Source organism: Archangium sp. (genome assembly GCF_057119385.1).
Window position 1 is genome coordinate 1 of the sequence record NZ_DBNGVP010000184.1, and the last position, 17,826, is coordinate 17,826.

A 17,826-nucleotide genomic window follows, 5' to 3' on the forward strand; every position below is an offset into this window, starting at 1 on the left:
TCATCATCCGGGATGGGAACGCGAGACCGCTGCTGATCGACTTCGGAGTGAGCGCGCTCACGGGGCTCCCAGCCCCGACCAGCTCGCGCCTTCCGCCGGGAACCATCGAGTTTCGCGCGCCGGAGGCGTGGCGTTTCAGCAGGGAGAACGACTCCGGGAGCTACGACTACAGCCCAGCGGACGAGCTTTGGGCCCTCGGGGTGTCGTTCTATTGGCTGCTGACGGACATCCTTCCGTTCGGGGACCGGGAGGACGAAGAAGAGGGAGGACTCGCGGAGCGCATCCTCCATCAAACTCCTGTTGCACCGCACGTCCTCAATCCCCGCGTGCCGCGCGCTCTCTCGGACATCTGCATGCGGATGTTGGAGAAGGACCCGGCGGCGCGCTACGGGAGCGTGGTCGGGTTCTGCTCGGCACTGGATGCGGCCATGGCCACCGCCGAGGCCGATGCAAGCTGGGACCTCCCGTTGTTCGAGCCGGACGCGCCCCACAACAGGACGACCGAGGAAGAGCCAGCGCTGGTGGATGTGGCCGACTCGAAGCGCTGGCTCCGACGTTGGCTGAAGAAAGAGCGGCGGAGAGGCCGGAAGCCACTGAAGAAGGCTCCGGCCCCTGTTGCCGAGGCCGAAGTCCTCGCCGCCGTCCCGGAACAGAAGAGACCCGCTGTTGCTGTTGCCCATGCGCCGGAGCCTGTTCCACCAGAGCCAGTTCCGCCCCCTGCATCCCAAGCCCCGGCCCCTCTCCAAGCGCCGCGAGCGGTAGCAGCGGGGGGCGCGGCCGTGGTGCTCGGCGCGTTCTTGTTCGCCACTTCGTTGCGCGCTCCCCCTGGGGCGGTGCCACTCGATGCGTCGTCCGAGGCCGCCACGACTCGACAAGCCGAGTCCGGTCGTGAAGTGGCGCAATCCGCGAAGCCGCTGGATCCTACGGGCGGAGAAGGCGCCGAGCCCGCGATGGGCTCCATTTCCGCGCCGGTTATGATCACGATGCTTCCCAAGGACGACAGCAGCGAGAAGCCCCAACAGAAAAAGACGAAGGTTCTCGGACGCGCCGCCAAGGTCATCGGTACGGGCCTGGTTTGCAATGCGCTGACCGGATGTCCGAGCCCCCAACAAGTACGGCCCACTCCGGAACCAGCTCCATGTCCGGCGGGTGCGGTCGAGACGATGAAGACGCTCGGGATCGACATCGGGAAGGCGCATGGGGTCCACTTCACCCTTGCGACGAAACCCGAGAACATCACCGTGAAGGAGGGAGAGACCACCCTCAGCTTGATTGGTGACTGGGGGAAGTTGCCGGATAGAACCCTCTTGTCCGGGCGGCTGATCTTCGGCGATAGGCGCGTGTACGGGAGATTCACCGAAGCCAAGGTGCCGGGCGGAGACACGTTCAAGGTCTGCCTGGAGATGTGGGACATCGAGGGAGGGCGAGGAACCATTCGGGAGCCGGATGGAAGCCCGGGGAGCGCACGAGTCTTTGGCACGGCGGTCGTGAGAGCCGTCAGCAGCTTCGAATAAGGGCCAGCCGAGCGGTCAGCACCATCGTTCTTCGGAGTCTTCTTCCCGTGTTCGCTTCGTCGCCTACTGCGTTCCTGGTGCTGCTTCTCGCGGCCACTCCCGCCTCCTCGCAGACGTGCCCTCCGCTCGGAGCGAGCGAAGGCCGCTGCATCGAGCTGACGGCGGAAGGGACCAACGAAGTCCCCGAGGTTCAGATCAGTCCAGGACAGCCCACCTCCTTCCGCTTCGACTCGGACGTACGTTCGGACGGGATGACGCTGGAGAATCGCGAGCGCTTCGAGGTAGCGCCTGGAAAGCGGCTCATCACGCTTGAACCCTCGGAGAGAATGCGCGGTGCAAAGCCCAGCACGTTGACGGTGTGTTTCACGGATGGCGCGGCGCCCGCTTGCGCATCCTTCCGGCTGATTGTCCATCCCGCGATTGGCGAGCGCCGATTGGAGATCTTCCGCCACGCGCGCTCGGTGAACTCCGTCCAGGCCGAGTTGAGGAAGACGCGCGAGGAGAACTCGGAACTGCGCGCCGAGAACGCGCGGCTTCATGCGGAACATGACCGGCCTGCTGGACTGCTCGGGCTGTTCGCCTCGGGCATGGTGGACGCGAACGGCATCCCTTCTCAGGACATCACCAAGCTCATTACGACACGCGAGAGCAACTCCCTCAAGTCATGGTGGGTAAAGACCGTCCGCGCTCCTGGCCGGGTTGTCATCGATTTGTGGCTGGAGAATCTGGATGCGGCGAAGTCGTGGACACCAAAAGGCGCGGTATTGGTCGGATCCAAGGGAGAGGTACTGGAGGCATCCTTCTGGCCAGCCGAGCCGCTCCCCCCGGGGGAGCGGCGCCACATCTGGGTCGAGGTGATGGCACCGGACGCGCGGACCGAGGGCACCTTCACCTTGAAGCTCTGGGAGGCTGACGGCCAACGAACCTTCGTCATCGGCAACGTGACCTTCCCTGCATTGGCCGTGAAGCCGGGGCTTTGATTGCAGCAGAAGCCTTGGTAGGCCCCGTGATGGGTTGGGACGGTTGGACGGAACGGGTCCCCGCGGCCTCAATTCGAGCAGCGCAGTCGAGGCCACGGACTTCGAAACCGCGTCGGCGTACTCCCGAAGTTTCGCCGCGCGTTTGATGGCCTCCCGGAGCGAGTCGTCCAATCTCGCCGCCAGCCGAGGAGTCAGTCCCCTTGAGTTCTCGGGGAAGATGATGACGGAGTCCCGGGGGTGGAGCCCATGAGTCGGTGTGACGTGTGCCGATGACGACACTCACGCCATCTACGCGCCAACGTGGGGGCGCGGACGAGGGGGAGAAATAGATATTTCTCCCAGATCTCCCGGCTATAGCCGGCTCGAACTCCGCGGATTTGCTGGGTCTTCTCCCTGATGACCGACGCGCCAGGGTCTGGTGCTGCATGGGGAGAAGCAACTACTCTGAGCCTCCACCCGATAACCCTATGAGGCCGGTCTCCTTCACCCGGCCTGTGGAGTCGGTCATGCAACAAGCCCGTGCCGTCGGTAGCGGCCCAATGCGCCGCCCGATTTGTCTCGCCCTGGGTCTGCTGGCCGTTCTGGCATCTGGTTGTGCATCAACGAGCGGCTCGGGGTACAGCGGCAGCTTCGCGTTCAATCGGGCCGAGTGCAACCCGACCGACAGCACCGTCACCTGTTGCCTCAAGCAGAACCCAGGCCAGTACGAGCGGTGTGGAGCCGTGGCTCCAGCGACGACGCAATCCCAGCCCAACAATCTCCTGCCTGGACGCGTTGAGTCCGAAGCGTCGCCGATCCCCGATCTTCCAACCCAGGAGGAGAGGGAGCGATGGGACAAGGACATCTGCCGACCGCATTACGCGAAGTGCATCCGCGCCGGAGGTGACGGCATCGATGGCCGGAAGTGGGGCGAGACGCAATGCCAAGCCTGTTACGACGCTTGTATGCGTCACGGGTTCTGGCCATGGCAAGCCAACGACAAGCCCTGCCCTGGAGCCTGAGCATGGAACCCACAGGCCGGGAGCGCTCCCCTTCATTTGGTCGTGAGATCGATCTTCTCTTCTTGGCGCTGATCGAAGCCAAAGCGCCCTATGAGGACTACAGACGCGAACTCTTGAAATTGGAGAAGCGGTGGCTTCAGAGGACAAAAACCCCAACCCAGCGACTCGCCGTACAGCAAACCATCGCGAAGACCATCCTTACCGAGGCGTACGGAAGCAGGTTGGCGTGGAAGGAGTTCGGGCGGTGGCTTCGCCGTCTCCAACAGCTCGGCTTCCGCGACCTGGGGATGCGCGTCCACGTCATCTGCCTCTACGTGCAGGCACTTCACCTCTTCCCCCGGCAGGCTCGTGAAGCATGGGCCATGTTGGAGGATACGGAGCGAAGGGTGCGCCGACTCAGTCGACAGAACCCTCTTCGAAAAGAACACCTGGAGGCCATCGAGCACGCGAAGAAGGTTGCCCGCGTGCCGCGCCCCCCTCCTCGATGACGTGATCGACGGCGGGGCCGAGTCGGACCACAAGCCCCGGCCCTTCATGGTCTTGTTCGGCTCGAGATGCCTCCAGGACCCGAGAGAAGTCCGGGCACGGAGCACGCGGTCAGCTCGCGGTTCATCAGCGAGTGACCGAACTCCATCTACTCGAATGGAGGAGGCCCGCATAGGGCCCCCCCTGTCAGGCTGCCTGCTCCCCCGGGGAGCATCAGCTTCCGGTGGCCAGGAACGTCTCCAGACTGGCCGGGTCGATCCTCACAACAGCCCCAACCCGAACGAACCGGAGCCGCCCCCCGGCGCACAGCCTGTGAACGGTGGCAGGAGACACCGTCAGCCGGTCCGCCACCTCTCGCACCGTCAGCAACCGCGCCAACATGGGCCGCGCTTGCAGCACCGGTGCAGCAGAAGCCTTGGTAGGCCCCGTGATGGGTTGGGACGGTTGGACGGAACGGGTCCCCGCGGCCTCAATGCTTCCGAGGGCTTGTGAATGGCTGGTAGCGTCTGGACACAACCCCTCTCCCCTCGGAAGAGGGACGGGGTGAGGGTGCCTGGCTCCCGGGCTCCCCAACAGGAAGGTCCACGGGATGTCCTGGCTGCTCCCCTGCGCGCTGATCTCCGCCACACTGGCCCAGACCGCCTCTGCGCCCGCGGCGCCCCGGGAGACGACGGTGGTGGCACCACGAGTGCCCACGCCGCTGAACCGCACCCCGGCGGCGGTGAGCGTGGTGGAGCGGGAGGACATTCAAGAAGGCCGCGCCACGCTGGGCCTCCACGAGTCACTGGTGGGGGTACCGGGGCTGGTGACGCAGAGCCGCAACAACGCCGCGCAGGACCTGCGGCTGTCCATCCGGGGATTCGGAGCGCGCTCGGCGTTCGGCATCCGGGGCATCACCGTGCGGGTGGACGGCTTCCCGGAGACGCTGCCGGACGGGCAGAGCAACGTGGACAGCCTGGACATGGCCTCGGCGGAGCGCGTGGAGGTGCTGCGAGGGCTGGCCTCGTCGCTGTACGGGAACGCGGCGGGAGGCGTGGTGAGCATCACCACGGAGGAAGGCCCGGAGCGGCCCTTCGTGGAGGCGCGCACGGTGAACGGGGACAACGGGCTGTGGAAGCTGAACGTGAAGGGCGGGGGGAAGAGCGGGGACGTGCGCTGGATGGTGGGCGCGTCGCGGCTGGCGCAGCAGGGGTGGCGGAGGCTGTCGGGCACGGAGCAGGTGCTGCTGAACGGGAAGGTGGGGTGGACGCCGGACGGGAGCTCGGAGTGGAAGGCGGTGCTGTCGCTGGTGGACGCGCCGGAAGCGGGAGACGCGGGAGGGCTGACGCGGGCGGAGGTGGAGAGCGACCCCCAGCAGGCCTCGCCGCTCAACGCGCAATACCGGGCGGGCGAGTCGGTGCGGCAGGGGCGGTTGGGGCTGACGTACCGGCGGCGCCTGGGCGAGGCGCACGAGGTGGAGGCGAGCGGCTTCCTGGCGCTGCGGGGCTTCCAGAACGCGCTGCCGCAGACGGTGGTGGCGTTCGACCGGACGTTCGGCGGGATGTCGGTGCGATACGGGAACCGGACGCCGCTCCTCGGGCTGCGCAGCCGCTTCACGGTGGGAGCGGAGGTGCAGTCGCAGGCGGACCGGCGGAAGAACTTCGACAACGTGGAGGGCCAGCCGGGCAGCGCGTTGCAGCTGGACCAGGACGAGGGTGTGCTGGGGCTGGGCGTCTTCGCGCAGGAGGAGTGGGAGCTGCGCGAGCGCCTGACGCTGGTGGCGGGGGCGCGCTACGACGTGTCGCGCTACACGGTGGAGGACTTCCTGCGGGAGGACGGGGACGGGACGGGGGCGCGGACGTTCCAGCAGCCCACGGGGCGGCTGGGGCTCATCTGGGCGCCGGTGCCGGAGGTATCGGTGTTCGCGAGCGCCACGCAGGCCTTCGAGGCGCCGACGACGACGGAGCTGGCGGTGCCGGCGGGGGCGGGCGGCGGGTTGTCGAGGGACTTGAAGCCACAGCGCTCGAACGGGGTGGAGCTGGGGGCGCGGGGGTTGCTGGGGGGCCGGCTGCGTTACGACGTGGCGCTGTTCTCGGTGTGGATACGGGACGGGCTGGTGCGCTTCGAGGACGAGCGGGCGCGGGCATACTTCCGCAATACGGGGCGCTCGAGACACATGGGGGCGGAGGTGGCGCTGGAGGCGAAGGTGACGGAGGAGCTGAGGGTGAGGGCGGCCTACAACGCGTTGCAGGCGACGTTCCGGGACTCCGTGTCACAGGGCCGGCAGCTGAGGGGCAAGCAGGTGCCGGGGATACCGGCGAACCAGGTGAGCGCGGAGGCGGTGTACCAGCACGCGAGCGGGGCGCGGGCGGCGGTGGAGGTGTTCAGCGCGGGAGGGCTATACGCGGACGACGCGAACACGGTGCGCGAGCACACGGCGTGGGTGGTGAACGCGAGGCTGGGGCACCGCTTCACGATGGGGGTGTTCGAGGTGAGCCCGTTCGTGGGGTTCCAGAACCTGCTGTCGGCGCGCTACAGCGACAACGTGCGGGTGAACGCGAGCCGGGGGCGCTACTTCGAGCCGGCGCCGCCCCTGTCGGTCTACGCGGGAGCGGGCCTGTCACACCGCTGGTGACACCCCACCAACACAACCCCCCGGGCCCATCTCCCCTCTCCCCCCGGGAGAGGGACGGGGTGAGGGTATCGGGGGCCCCGGGTTGCACCCATCTCCGTGCACCGGGCGCGCCCGTGGGATAACACATGCCCCATGACCGCCCCCGCCTCGAACCCGCTGCTCTCCGACCGTGACGTGGACTTCCAGCTCTACGAGGTGCTGGACACGGAAGCGCTGTGCCAGCTCCCGGCCTTCGCGGACCACTCGCGCGAGACGTTCACGCTCTTCCTGGACAGCACGCGCCGCTTCGCGCGGGACGTGCTGCTGCCCACGTACCGGTTGATGGACAACGAGCCGCCCTCGTTCCGGGATGGCCGCGTCCACGTGCATCCGCTGATGCGCAAGCTGTACCCGCAGCTGGTGGAGCTGGGCCTGCTGACGGCCACGCACCCGGTGGACGTGGGAGGCCAGCAGCTGCCCATCACGGTGTACTCGCTGGCCTCGGCGTACCTGATGGCGGCCAACCTGAGCGCGTATGGCTTCATCGGGCTGACGAGCGGCGCGGCGCACCTCATCCAGGCCTTTGGCAGCCCGTGGCTGAAGGACGAGTTCATGGCCCGGATGTACCGGGGCGAGTGGACGGGCACCATGGCGCTCACCGAGCCGCAAGCGGGCAGCAGCCTGGCGGACGTGAAGACGCGGGCCACGCCGGCCGGGGACGGGACGTACCGCATCACCGGCTCGAAGATCTTCATCAGCGGCGGGGATCAGGACTTCACGGAGAACGTGGTGCACCTCACGCTGGCGCGCATCGAGGGCGCTCCGGCGGGGACGCGGGGCCTGTCGCTCTTCGCGGTGCCCGCGCGCCGGCCCGAGGGCGGACGGCTGGTGGACAACGACGTGCGCGTGACGGGAGCCATCCACAAGATTGGCTGGAAGGGGCTGCCGAGCCTGGCGCTCAACTACGGCGAGGGTGGGGACTGCCGCGGGTGGCTGGTGGGCGAGGCGGGCAAGGGCCTGGCGCACATGTTCCAGATGATGAACGAGGCGCGCATCATGGTGGGCCTCAACGGCGTGGCGACGGCCTCGGTGGCGTACCAGGAAGCGCTGGCGTACGCGCAGAACCGGCCGCAGGGGCGCCCCGCGTGGGAGAAGGACGCGGCGCGGCCGCAGCACCCCATCATCGAGCACGCGGACGTGCGGCGGATGCTGCTGCGGCAGAAGGCGATCGTGGAAGGAGGCCTGTCGCTGCTGGCGATGGCCTCGTGGCAGGCGGACGTGGCGGCGCACGGGAAGACGGAGGAGGAGCGGCGGCGCGCGGGGCTGCTGCTCGACTTGCTCACGCCGCTGGCGAAGACGTTCCCCGCGGAGAAGGGCTTCGAGGCCAACGCGCTGGCGGTGCAGGTGCACGGGGGCTACGGCTACTCGAGCGAGTACCTGCCCGAGGCGTACCTGCGAGACCAGAAGCTCAACAGCATCCACGAGGGCACCACGGGCATCCAGGGGTTGGACCTGCTGGGGCGCAAGGTGATGGCGGCGGGGGGCGAGGCGATGAGGGCCTTCGCGGAGGAGGTGGGGGCGGCGGTGGAGCGGGCGAGGAAGGCGGGCGTGGAGCCGGCGTGGGGCGAGGCGCTGAACCGGGCGCTGCAGGAGGTGGTGGAGCTGACGATGGAGCTGGGAGCGGCGGGGATGGCGGGCGAGGTGGAGCGGATGCTGCGCCACAGCGCGGACTACATGGAGCTGTTCTCGGTGCTGGCGGTGTCGTGGCGGTGGCTGGCGCAGGCGGCGGCGGCGCGCGAGGGCCTGGCGCGCGGCGGCGAGGGCCGGGACTTCTACGAGGGGAAGCTGGCGGCGGCGCAGTACTGGCTGAACACGGAGCTGCCGCGGGTGACGCACCTGGTGGCGCTGTGCCGCTCGGGGGAGGACTCGTACACGCGGATGAAGCCCGAGTGGTTCTGAGAAGACGGTGAGGCGCTAACGCTGGCGCTAACTCCGTAAGTAGGTCCGCGACCATTTCCCCTCTCCCTTCGGGAGAGGGACGGGGTGAGGGTGCCAGGGCCCCGGGTTGAACCCCTGTCCCCACTGTGGGCCGCGGGTTGGAAGAACGGGCTCGGATACCCTCACCCCAACCCTCTCCCGGGGGGAGAGGGAGCATCGAGCCCCTTCGCTCATCTCCCAGAAGACGATGAGCCTCCCGAGGAACCGTGTCCGTCTCCTTCCACCTGTGCCAGCCCGGCCGGGGCGCCTCCTGTGGTGCCTGCTGCGGCCTCTACAACTTCCGCGACCACTCGCGCGCCACGCTCACCGCGCAGCTCGCCGCGCAGACCGAGGCCCTGCGCACCGTGCCTCATGAGCCGGAGGCCTGGCACACCACGGCCCGCGCGCTCCTGGAGTCCCGGCGGGAGAGCTCGCTCTTCCCCGCCGTCCGCGTCTGCCCGCTGCTCGGCTTCCTCGACGCGGAGCACACACGGGTGGGCTGCCTCGGCCACCCGAAGGTGACGGGGGGCGCGGACCTGCGCGACTGCGGCGTCTACCGCGCCGACATCTGTGAAACCTTCACCTGCCCGTCCTTCACCTGGCTCACGGACGCGCAGGCCCGGCTCGTCCAGGCGGCGTGCGCGGACTGGTACCTGTACGGGCTCGTCATCACCGACGTGGAGTTCGTCCGCGGCTGCCTGCGCCTGCTCGAGTGGGAGCTGGCGGGGCCCGTGGACCCCGAGGTGCTCGCCGCCCGCCCTGAGACGCTCGAGGCCGTGCGCCAGCTCTTCGCGCTGAAGGAGACCGCGCCCGGCCGGGGCACCCACGCCGCCGTGTTCGGCCGCTTCACCCCGGACACCGAGGGCGAGCCCCTCTCGCGCACGCTCGACTACGCCGCGCTGGGCGCCCGCGCCGCCCCCGAGGACGAGGTGGTGCTGTGCCTCGGCTATGTGCCCACACGCCTGGAGGAGCTCACCCGGGCCCGCGAGCTCGTCCACGCCCACGTGAGGGCCGTGGCCCACAACCTCGGAGCGTGACGCCATGGACAACCTCACCCACGGGTTGCTGGGCCTGGCCCTCGGCGCGCTCCGCCGCCCCGAGTCCCCCGCTGGCGCTCCCCTCTCCCCCACCGACAAGGCCGTGCTCCTCGGCTCCGTCCTCGCCGCCGAGATGCCCGATCTCGACACCCTCCTCCCCGCCGCCAACTCCGTCGACCACGCCCTGCGCGCCCACCGCGGCCTGTCCCACGCGCTCGCCTTCGCCCCCGTCGTGACCCTCGCCGCCACCGGGATTGCCCTGCTCGTCTTCCGCCGCGCCCGCTTCCTCCCCGTCTACCTCTCCAGCCTGCTCGCACTCGCGGTGGCCCACCTGCTGCCCGACCTGTGGACCGGATGGGGCACCCGCCTCCTCCTCCCCTTCTCCGACCGGCGCCTCACGCTCGACTGGACGATGGTGGTGGATCCACTCGTCACCCTTCCGCTGCTCGCCGGTGCGGTGTGGGCCTGGCGCCGCGGGGGACAGTGGCGGCGCGCCCTGCTCGTGGGACTCGCATGCTCGGCCGCGTACGTGGGCCTGCGCGGCGTGCTCCAGGCCACGCTGACGTCCCGCGTGCACGAGACCTGGCCCACGGCCGAGCGGGTGCAGGTCTTCCCCGCGTGGTTCTCGCTCACCACCTGGCGCTATGTGGCCGTGCTCCCCTCCGAGTACGTGGCCGGCTCCGTGTCCCCCGGCGAGCCCCCGCGCGAGGAGCGCCGTGTGCCCCGGCCCTCGGTGGAGGCACTCCCCGCCTCCGTGCGCGCCGTGCCCACCGTGCACGAGGCGCTCGCCTGGGCCCGCTTCCCCGTCATCTCCTCGGCCCCGGGTGAACAGGGACGCACCGTGGTGCGAATCGGAGACCTGCGCTACCACCTGCGCGGCGAGCCGACGCTCACGTTCGTCCTGGAGCTCGGGCCGGACCTTTCGGTGACGGATGCACGGCTCGAGCGCGGTGGCAGTGCTCGCGAGTTGATGGAACGGTGGCGCGGGTCTCGCGGGGGGAACCCGTGAGACGAATACCCTCACCCTGACCCTCTCCCGAGGGGAGAGGGGAAATTGAGCGCACGGTGGCTCGCTTGCTCTCCCGCGGCCCGTAGACAGGGACATGGGCCGGCGGCTTGCCGTGCTCACGCCCGCGCCCCACCTTCCCCCCGGGCGAGTGTGAGGGGGGCGTGGGATGGCGAACTGGATGGGGTGGGCGCTGCTCGGCGGGTGTGTCCTCTGTTGGACGGGATGCCGCAAGCCGGAGCCGGCACCGGAGCCGGCACCGGAGCCGACAACGGAAGTCACGAAGGTCGCGGTGGCCGCCGAGGCTCCGTCGGAACCCGCCCCCGTCCAGACCATCGACTTCGTCGAGCTGCCAGAGCCGCCAGCCCCCGGCACCGAAGCAGGACAGGCCGGACCGTCCGAGGAGCACCTCGCGCGCGGAACGGACGCGGAGACCCCGCCCTCGCGGCTGCTGGAGACGGACTCCGAATCCTGGGAGCGGCCGGGGAGACGCCCTGAGCTGCCGGATGAGGAGCGAGCCGGCTTCCTGGAGGCCGCGGAGGCGGCACGCGCCGGCAACGCGAGCATCTCCGCCACCGCGCCCGCCGAGGAGGTCACCATCGCCACCGGCACCGTGGACGGCCGGGTGAAGCGCGTGCGCCCCGGCACCATCGAGGTGAGCGACGAGGAGGGCAACATCTACGAGCTGCGCATCGACGGCCGCAGCCGCGGCCTGCGCCAGGGCCGCCACATCCCGCTCCGGGACATCAGCGAGGGCACTCCCGTACGGGCCTCGTTCGACCTGGTGGGCGGAGGCGAGAGCCTCGCGCGGGACATCCAGCTGCGGCGGTAGCCACGCCGCGAAAAGACGACGGGCGACCCCCACGAGGAGAGCCGCCCGCCCGTCATTCCATCCTGCTCACCAGGACTACGGCCGGGTGTAGTTGATGTTCAGGCTGTACGTGGCCGCGGTGTAGCCGCGCACCATGACGTACGCGCTGCTCTGGCCCGCGGGCACCGTCAGATCGCACGTCTCGGCGGCGCCGGAGCTGTACGGACGGCAGTTGTAGGTGCTGGTCGTGGGCGCCGCGCCGAAGCGGACGTAGAGGTCCGGGTCGCCCGAGCCCGACATCACCACCTTGAACTGGGTGCCCGCCACCACGCTGTACGGGCCGAAGTTGTCCGCCGCGCCCGAGGCCACGCTGTCGTTGATGGTCAGCGTCACCGGCGTGCCACTACTGCCCGTCCCGCCGTACGTGCCCTTGAGGGTGACGCCCGAGAACGCCGAGTAGGGGTTGAGGAACACGTACCAGGTGCCCGCGGCCGGGTTGGTGAAGGAGCAGTTCTCCGTGTTGCCACTGGCGTACGGACGGCAGTCGTAGGAGCTGGTGGTCGGCAGCGCGCCGAACTTCACGTGCATGTCCGCGTCACCCGTGCCACCGCTGATGTCGAACACGAGGCTGGCCTGGCCGGCGGGCACCTGCAGCGCGTAGTACTTCTTGCCACCGGAGATGCCGGTCACCGTCACGCCGTTGGTCAGCGGATCGATCACCGGCGGCGGAGGCGGCACGCCCACGGCCTTCCAGGCCTCGTTCACCGCCAGGGACTCGGCCGAGCCCGCGCCGTAGAGCGCATCGGCGGCCTGAATCGTGTACGTCTTGGCCTGCTCGAAGGTGGTGCTGGTGGTGAAGAGGTCCGTGTTGGCCTTGTAGAAGATGCGGCCGGCCTTCTCCGGGCCAATCGCCGGCACGGAGTTGGTGGACTTGCCGCGCGGATGCACGCCCCCCTTGCTCAGCAGCGAGAACACCAGGTTGCTGATGCCGGAGCTGTAGTGCACGTCCACGCCCGGGGAGTAGTCGCCGTAGAAGTCGAGCGACACCCCGTCCCTGGCCGGGTCATCCATGTAGCGGAGCGCGTCGCCCGCGGTGCCCGGCGTCCAGATGTCCTCGCCAATCTTGAAGACGTCCGCGTCCACCGCCCAGCTGCGCGTCCAGCTCTCGCACACGCCGGCGAAGATGTCGGACATGGACTCGTTGAGACCACCGGACTCCCCCGAGTAGATGAGGTCCGACTCGGAGTCCGTCACGGCGTGGGTCAGCTCGTGGACGGTGACGTCCAGGTCCTTGCCCAGCTCGATGGAGTCCGAGTTGTTGCCGTCGCCGTACACCATCTGGGTGCCGTCCCAGTAGGCGTTCACGTAGTTGCTGCCGTAGTGGACGGTGCTGGTGAGCGTGGCGCCCAGGTTGTCGTACGAGTCGCGGTTGAAGAGCGTCTTGTAGCAGTTGTAGGTGACGCCCAGCATGTCGTAGTTGATGTCGACATGGGCGTCGCCGATGGCCGCCTGGCCCTCGCTGCGCTTGAGCGTGCCCGGCGTGGTCGTACCGTTGTTGGCCGAGTACACCCGGCGGTTGAGCGCCGTGTGGATGAGCGGGTTCTCCAGGAGGACGCCGCCGCGCTGCGCGTCCACGTAGACGAGGTCGTTGGCGGGCATGCCCTGACGCTCGCCCTTCACGGACACCTCGTAGGCCAGGCGCAGCTCGGAGCTGCCCTCGGCGCGCACGTAGACGAGCTTCGCCTCGCCCTGGGCGGAAGCGCCCCGCGCGGTGGAGCCGGCCTCGGCGGCCCGCAGCGCGGCCTCGGGAGCCACGCGCGCCGCGGCGGACAGCTGCTCACCCGACCGCAGCGAGCCGTTGACCGCGTAGATGTTGCCCGCGCCATCCGCGTGCACGACGAGCTCGCCGCCCACCACGCGCAGGCCGTTGAGCGTCTGCTGGAAGCGCAGGTGCCGGTGGCCCTGCTCGTCCACGGTGGCGCGCTTGAACACCAGGTCCTCGCCGCTCACGCGGAACACCGGCGCGAGCTCCACCACCGCCTCGCGCAGCTCGTCCTTGGCGCGCAGCTCGCCCACGCTGCCCGCGGGCGACAGCCGGCCCAGCTGGCCCGTCACCGCGTACGGGACGCCGGCCTCGCTGCCCACCACGCGCGCGTCCTTGAAACGCGCCAGCGCCGCCTGGATGTCCACGTCCTTCTCACCCGCCCGCACCGCCTCCTCGTTCACTTCCGTCGTCGAACCGCAAGCGGCGAGGCTCGCACCCAGCCAGGCCACACACAGGGTCCGCATCAGTCGATGAGCCAAAGCAATACTCCTCGGTAGAAGAGACTGTTCACTTGAACTCCAAACTAAGCCGTGAACAAGGGGATGTGATGGTTTTCAGGAATTTTTCTGTGACGAGCGCTGTAAACGTTACCTCCACCCCCCTTGTCTCCTCCCCGAGGAGATGGAAGGTTGCGAGATTTTTCCGTGCGGGACGCAATGCGCTGGCCGTGTGCGGGCTGGCGGCGCTGGCGGCCTGTGCCCCTCGCCACACGCGGCCCGAGGTGCCGCTGCCCCCGCGCGTCACCGTGGAGCAGGCCACGCAGCTGGTGCCGCCGGGTGAGAAGGAGCGCGAGGGCTGGGCGGAGGACGTGCTGGCGGCGCTGGAGGCGCACCGGCTGTACCCCTCGGCGGAGGCGGTGTGCTCGGTGCTGGCCGTCATCGAGCAGGAGTCCGGCTTCGAGGCCAACCCGGCGGTGCCGGGACTGGCGCGCATCGTGCGGGAGAAGCTGGAGGCCTACGCGGACAAGCTGGGCCCGCTGGGGCCACCGGCGGTGAAGGGGCTGCTGGAGGGCAAGGCGCCGGGCCACTCGCAGACGTTCGAGCAGCGGCTGGCGCAGGTGAAGACGGAGAGGGACCTGGACCGCATCTTCCGCGAGCTGCTGGAGTACTACGAGACGGAGTTCCCGAAGACGTACTTCGCGGCGCAGGTGGCGAGCAGCCTCTTCAAGTCCACGCGGCTGGAGGACCTCAACCCCATCACCACGGCGGGCTCCATGCAGGTGAGCGTGCGTTTCTCGGAGGAGCTGGCGGGAGGCGACGAGCAGGCGCTGCAGCGGGTGCGCGAGGAGCTCTACACCCGGAGCGGCGGGGTGTACTACGGCACGGCGCGGCTGCTGGGCTACGAGGCGCACTACAGCGAGCCGCTCTACCGCTTCGCGGACTACAACGCGGGCTTCTACGCCTCGCGCAACGCGGCGGTGCAGTCGCAGGTGAGCCGGCTGACGGGCATCAAGCTGGTGACGGACGGAGACCTGCTGGCCTACGACAAGCAGGGCGAGCCGGTGGACGAGGACAGCAACTCGCTGAAGGCGCTCCTGGCGTTCCGGGAGCGGTACGTGCCGGACGACGTGAGCGAGCGGCGGGTGCGCAAGGACGTGGAGAAGGAGAAGGAGCTGGCCTTCGAGGAGACGGACACCTGGAGCGCCATCAAGCGCGTGTACCAGGAGCAGACGGGCGAGACGCCGGCCTACGAGCAGCTGCCGGCGGTGACGATCCGGAGCCCGAAGATGAGCGGGGACAAGTCCACGGCGTGGTTCGCGCAGTCGGTGAACAAGCGCTACAAGAAGTGCATGGACCGCTACGCGGCACTGCCGAAGTAGGTGGGCAGCCCCACATCGGAGAGGACCCACAACTCCCTCTCCCCTCGGGAGAGGGCGGGGGTGAGGGTGCCTCGCCCCCGTCCTCCCGACCCGTGGAGAAGACCCGTGCCTACTGTGCCTTCACCGTGCCCCGGGGAGCGAAGTACGGGTCCGTAATACGCATCTCCGTCACGGGCCCGTACTTGCGAGCCACGTCCCGGATGGCCGAGGCCTTGCCGATGAGCACGACGGTCAAGTCCTCCTGGGCGGGCATGACGCGCTGGATGGCGGCGAGGATGCGGGCCTTGTCGGTGGCGGCCACCTTCGAGGCGAACGCATCCACGTCGCTCGAGTCCAGGCCGTAGAAGGCGAGCTCGGACAACCGGGAGGCGATCTGCTGGCTCGTCTCCAGCGTGGGAGGGAACTGGCCCAGCACGTACTCCTTGGCGGAGGAGAGCATGGCGTCGTCCATGCCCTGCTGGCGGTAGCTGGCGAGCACATCCAGCGCCATGTCCAGCGCCTGGCCTGTGGACTCCGTCTGGGTGTACGAGGAGACGGCGAAGGGGCCGGGCTGGATGCCGGGCAGCACGGCCGAGCCCGCGCCATACGTCAGCCCGGACTTCACGCGCAGGGCCGTATTGAGCAGCGAGGTGAAACGGCCGCCGAGCACCGTGTTGGCGAGCGTCACGTCCACGCGAGCGGGGTCGGTGCGGGAGATGCCCGTATTGCCGGCCCAGAAGTACGTCTGCGTGGCGTCCGGCTTGTCCACCAGCAGGACGCGGCGGCCCTTCAGGGGCTGGGTGGGAGGAGCGGCCGGGACCGGAGTGCCCGCGCGATTCCACCCGCCGAGCGCGGCCTCGAGCTGCTTCGCGAGCTTCTTCGCGTCGAAGTCACCCACCACGGAGAGGATGAGCCGGTCTCCGCCCAGGTGCGCCTTCGCGTACGCCAGCACATCCTCGCGCGTGAGGGTGGCGAGCGAGGCCTCGCTGCCGCCCACGGGCCGCCCGTACGGGTGCGTCCCGAAGTGGAAGGCCTGGAAGTACGTGCCGATGATGCCGCGCAGGTCTCCATCCTTCGCCGCGGCGAGCTCCGACACCATCCGCTCGCGCATCTTGTCGAGCTCGGCGGCGTCGAAGCGGGGCCGCATCAGCATGTCCGAGAGCAGCTCCACCATGAGGGCGGTGTCGCGCGACATGAACTGCCCGCCGATCTCCAGCGACTCGCGGCTGGAGGCCACCCCGAGCACGCCGCCCACGCTGTCCACCGCCTCGGCGAACTGCGCGGCGTCGCGCTTGCCGGCGCCCTTCTGGAGCAGCTCGGCGGCGAGCGCGGCCACGCCCTCCTTGCCCTCCGGGTCCCCGAGCGCCCCGCCGCGCACCTTCGCGCTGAAGGACACCAGCGGCACCTCGTGCTTCTCCACCAGGAGCAGCCGCGCGCCGTTCTTCAGCTCCAGCACGGTGGCCCTGGGCAGCTTCACCGCGTCCTTCACCGCGTCCTCGCGCACCTGCTGCGCCGCGGGGGCCTGGGGCTTCGTCTCCTGTGCTCCCGCCGAGGAGGCCACCAGCAGCGCCGCGAGCGCCACCTTCCCGTTCATCACCTTCATCGCGCCGCCTCCTTCTTCGCCTCGTCCGCTTCGGCCTCGGGCACCAGCACGCCCACGGAGCGGTTGTTCCTCGCGAATACCCGCGCGGCCACCTTCTGCACCTGCTCGCGCGTCACCGCCTCGTAGCGCTCCGGCGCGCTGAAGAGCTTCTGCCAGTCGCCGTGGAACACCTCGTAGGTGCCGAGCGCCTGCGCCCGGCCGCTGTTCGTCTCCAGGCTGCGCCAGAACTCCGCCACGGCGATGTTCTTCGCCTTGCGCAGCTCCGCGTCACTCACGCCCGCGGACACCACCTTCGCCAGCTCCTCGTCGAGCAGCGTCTCGGCCTTGCCCAGGTCTCCTCCCGGGGGCAGGTCCACCAGCATCCACGTGAGCGAGGGGTCGAACCCCGCGCCCCGGTAGCCGCCCACACCGATGGCCACCTGCTCCTCCTCCACCAGCCGCCGGTGCAGCCGCGAGGAGTCGCCCTCGGTGAGGATGCGCACCAGCAAGTCGAGCGCGGGCGCTTCCGCGTCACTGGCCTTGAGGCCGTGGAAGGCCATCTGCAGCAGCGGCGCCTGGGCCAGCTTGCGCACCACCACGCGGCGCTCGCCCTGCTGCGGCGGCTCCTGGGTGCGCACCGGCTCGGGCGCGGGCTGGGCGGGGATGGGCTCCAGGTACTTCTCCGCCAGCGAGAAGATCTCCTCGGGCGTCACCGCGCCCACCACGATGAGCGTGGCGTTGTTGGGCGCGTAGTAGGTGCGGAAGTAGCGCTCCAGGTCCTCCTGCTTCCAGCTCTCGATGTCCGAGGGCCAGCCGATGACGGGAATCTGGTAGGGGTGCGCCACGAAGGCGGTGGCCTGCACCTGCTCCATGAGCAGCCCGCTGTTGTCGTTGTCCACGCTGGAGCGCCGCTCCGAGTAGACGACGCCCCGCTCGCTCTCCACCACCTTCGGATCGATGGCGAGGTTCTGCAGCCGGTCCGCCTCCAGGTCGAAGATCTTCTCCAGCGCCGAGCGCGGGAACCAGTCCTGGTACACGGTGACGTCCTCGGAGGTGTAGGCGTTGTTGCGGCCGCCGTGCGCCTCCATGACGCGATCGAACTCACCCGGGCCGTACTTCTTCGCGCCGTTGAACATCATGTGCTCGAAGAAGTGGGACAGGCCGGTGATGCCGGGGCGCTCGTTGCGGCTGCCCACGCGGAACCAGTTGTAGAGCG

13 protein-coding genes are annotated in these 17,826 nt (G+C 69.3%); 9 read left to right on the top strand and 4 right to left on the bottom strand.

The window, feature by feature from the left end:
* From AC16DP_RS43275 to AC16DP_RS43285, 3 genes are all read left to right on the top strand, one after another.
* A partial coding sequence (locus AC16DP_RS43275) for a serine/threonine protein kinase (RefSeq protein ID WP_483957063.1) occupies positions 1–1,514 on the top strand: 1,514 nt, incomplete at its 5' end.
* Positions 1,515–1,561: 47 nt separating this feature from the next.
* Positions 1,562–2,494, top strand: a complete 933-nt coding sequence (locus AC16DP_RS43280) for a DUF2381 family protein (RefSeq protein WP_329734885.1) — start codon at positions 1,562–1,564, stop codon at positions 2,492–2,494.
* 1,003 nt (positions 2,495–3,497) lie between these two features.
* Positions 3,498–3,983, top strand: coding sequence for a hypothetical protein (locus AC16DP_RS43285; protein ID WP_329734886.1), 486 nt, complete (start codon positions 3,498–3,500; stop codon positions 3,981–3,983).
* Positions 3,984–4,194: 211 nt separating this feature from the next.
* Here AC16DP_RS43285 and AC16DP_RS43290 read toward each other — a convergent pair whose 3' ends face one another.
* Positions 4,195–4,362: a helix-turn-helix domain-containing protein gene (locus tag AC16DP_RS43290; protein ID WP_414640816.1), complete on the bottom strand. Its 168-nt coding sequence runs from the start codon at positions 4,360–4,362 to the stop codon at positions 4,195–4,197.
* Between the two features lie 208 nt (positions 4,363–4,570).
* Here AC16DP_RS43290 and AC16DP_RS43295 point away from each other — a divergent pair, with 208 nt between their 5' ends.
* The 5 genes from AC16DP_RS43295 (at position 4,571) to AC16DP_RS43315 (ending at position 11,426) form a co-directional block, all read left to right on the top strand.
* Positions 4,571–6,595: a TonB-dependent receptor family protein gene (locus AC16DP_RS43295; RefSeq protein ID WP_329734887.1), complete on the top strand. Its 2,025-nt coding sequence runs from the start codon at positions 4,571–4,573 to the stop codon at positions 6,593–6,595.
* A 132-nt stretch (positions 6,596–6,727) separates the two neighbouring features.
* Positions 6,728–8,533, top strand: a complete 1,806-nt coding sequence (locus tag AC16DP_RS43300; protein ID WP_329734888.1) for an acyl-CoA dehydrogenase — start codon at positions 6,728–6,730, stop codon at positions 8,531–8,533.
* 245 nt (positions 8,534–8,778) lie between these two features.
* Positions 8,779–9,588, top strand: a complete 810-nt coding sequence (locus AC16DP_RS43305) for a hypothetical protein (protein WP_329734889.1) — start codon at positions 8,779–8,781, stop codon at positions 9,586–9,588.
* Positions 9,589–9,592: 4 nt separating this feature from the next.
* A complete protein-coding gene (locus tag AC16DP_RS43310; RefSeq protein ID WP_329734890.1) occupies positions 9,593–10,597 on the top strand; it encodes a metal-dependent hydrolase in 1,005 nt (334 codons plus the stop codon).
* Positions 10,598–10,763: 166 nt separating this feature from the next.
* Positions 10,764–11,426 (top strand): hypothetical protein, encoded by a 663-nt coding sequence (locus tag AC16DP_RS43315; protein ID WP_329734891.1) that lies wholly within the window; start codon positions 10,764–10,766, stop codon positions 11,424–11,426.
* A 75-nt stretch (positions 11,427–11,501) separates the two neighbouring features.
* Here AC16DP_RS43315 and AC16DP_RS43320 read toward each other — a convergent pair whose 3' ends face one another.
* Positions 11,502–13,709, bottom strand: coding sequence for a M4 family metallopeptidase (locus AC16DP_RS43320; RefSeq protein ID WP_329734892.1), 2,208 nt, complete (start codon positions 13,707–13,709; stop codon positions 11,502–11,504).
* Between the two features lie 188 nt (positions 13,710–13,897).
* Between AC16DP_RS43320 and AC16DP_RS43325 the strand changes: the two genes are divergently transcribed.
* On the top strand, positions 13,898–15,049 hold the full coding sequence (locus tag AC16DP_RS43325) for a DUF1615 family protein (protein ID WP_329734893.1): 1,152 nt from the start codon (positions 13,898–13,900) through the stop codon (positions 15,047–15,049).
* Between the two features lie 109 nt (positions 15,050–15,158).
* On the opposite strand, the gene AC16DP_RS43330 is transcribed toward AC16DP_RS43325, so the two are convergent.
* Both AC16DP_RS43330 and AC16DP_RS43335 read right to left on the bottom strand, forming a co-directional pair.
* Positions 15,159–16,631, bottom strand: coding sequence for a M16 family metallopeptidase (locus AC16DP_RS43330; RefSeq protein ID WP_329734894.1), 1,473 nt, complete (start codon positions 16,629–16,631; stop codon positions 15,159–15,161).
* Positions 16,628–17,826: M16 family metallopeptidase (locus tag AC16DP_RS43335; protein ID WP_483957064.1), on the bottom strand; the 1,199-nt coding region annotated here is incomplete at its 5' end. The genes AC16DP_RS43335 and AC16DP_RS43330, both read right to left, overlap by 4 nt.